Source organism: Burkholderia sp. SIMBA_062, assembly GCF_046534765.1.
GTDB lineage: Bacteria > Pseudomonadota > Gammaproteobacteria > Burkholderiales > Burkholderiaceae > Burkholderia > Burkholderia ambifaria.
The window spans coordinates 1-250 of the sequence record NZ_JAWRYD010000464.1 but is presented as its reverse complement, the minus strand read 5'-3'; the positions used below and the strand labels follow the sequence as shown (position 1 = coordinate 250).

At 63.2% G+C, this 250-nt stretch carries 1 protein-coding gene; it reads left to right on the top strand.

Translation table 11 applies throughout. The features are described 5' to 3' along the window. Positions 1-250: adenylyl-sulfate kinase (locus SB786_RS37075; protein ID WP_410731693.1), on the top strand; the 250-nt coding region annotated here is incomplete at both ends.

The window sequence follows — 250 nt, the reverse complement described above, 5'->3', positions numbered from 1 at the left end:
CACGTGGCGGATTTGTTTTGTCGGGAAGGTTTTGTCGCCATCACGGCGACGATCTCGCCGGAACCGGAACACCGCGACAATGCGCGACGCATCGTGGGCGACGACCGGTTCGTGGAAGTGTTCATCGATACGCCGTTCGAGATCTGCGAAGAACGCGACCCGAAGGGGCTGTACAAGCGCGCGCGGCGTGGTGAGATTCCGCAGTTCACGGGCGTCGGCTCGCCGTATCATGCGCCGGCTCACCCCGATC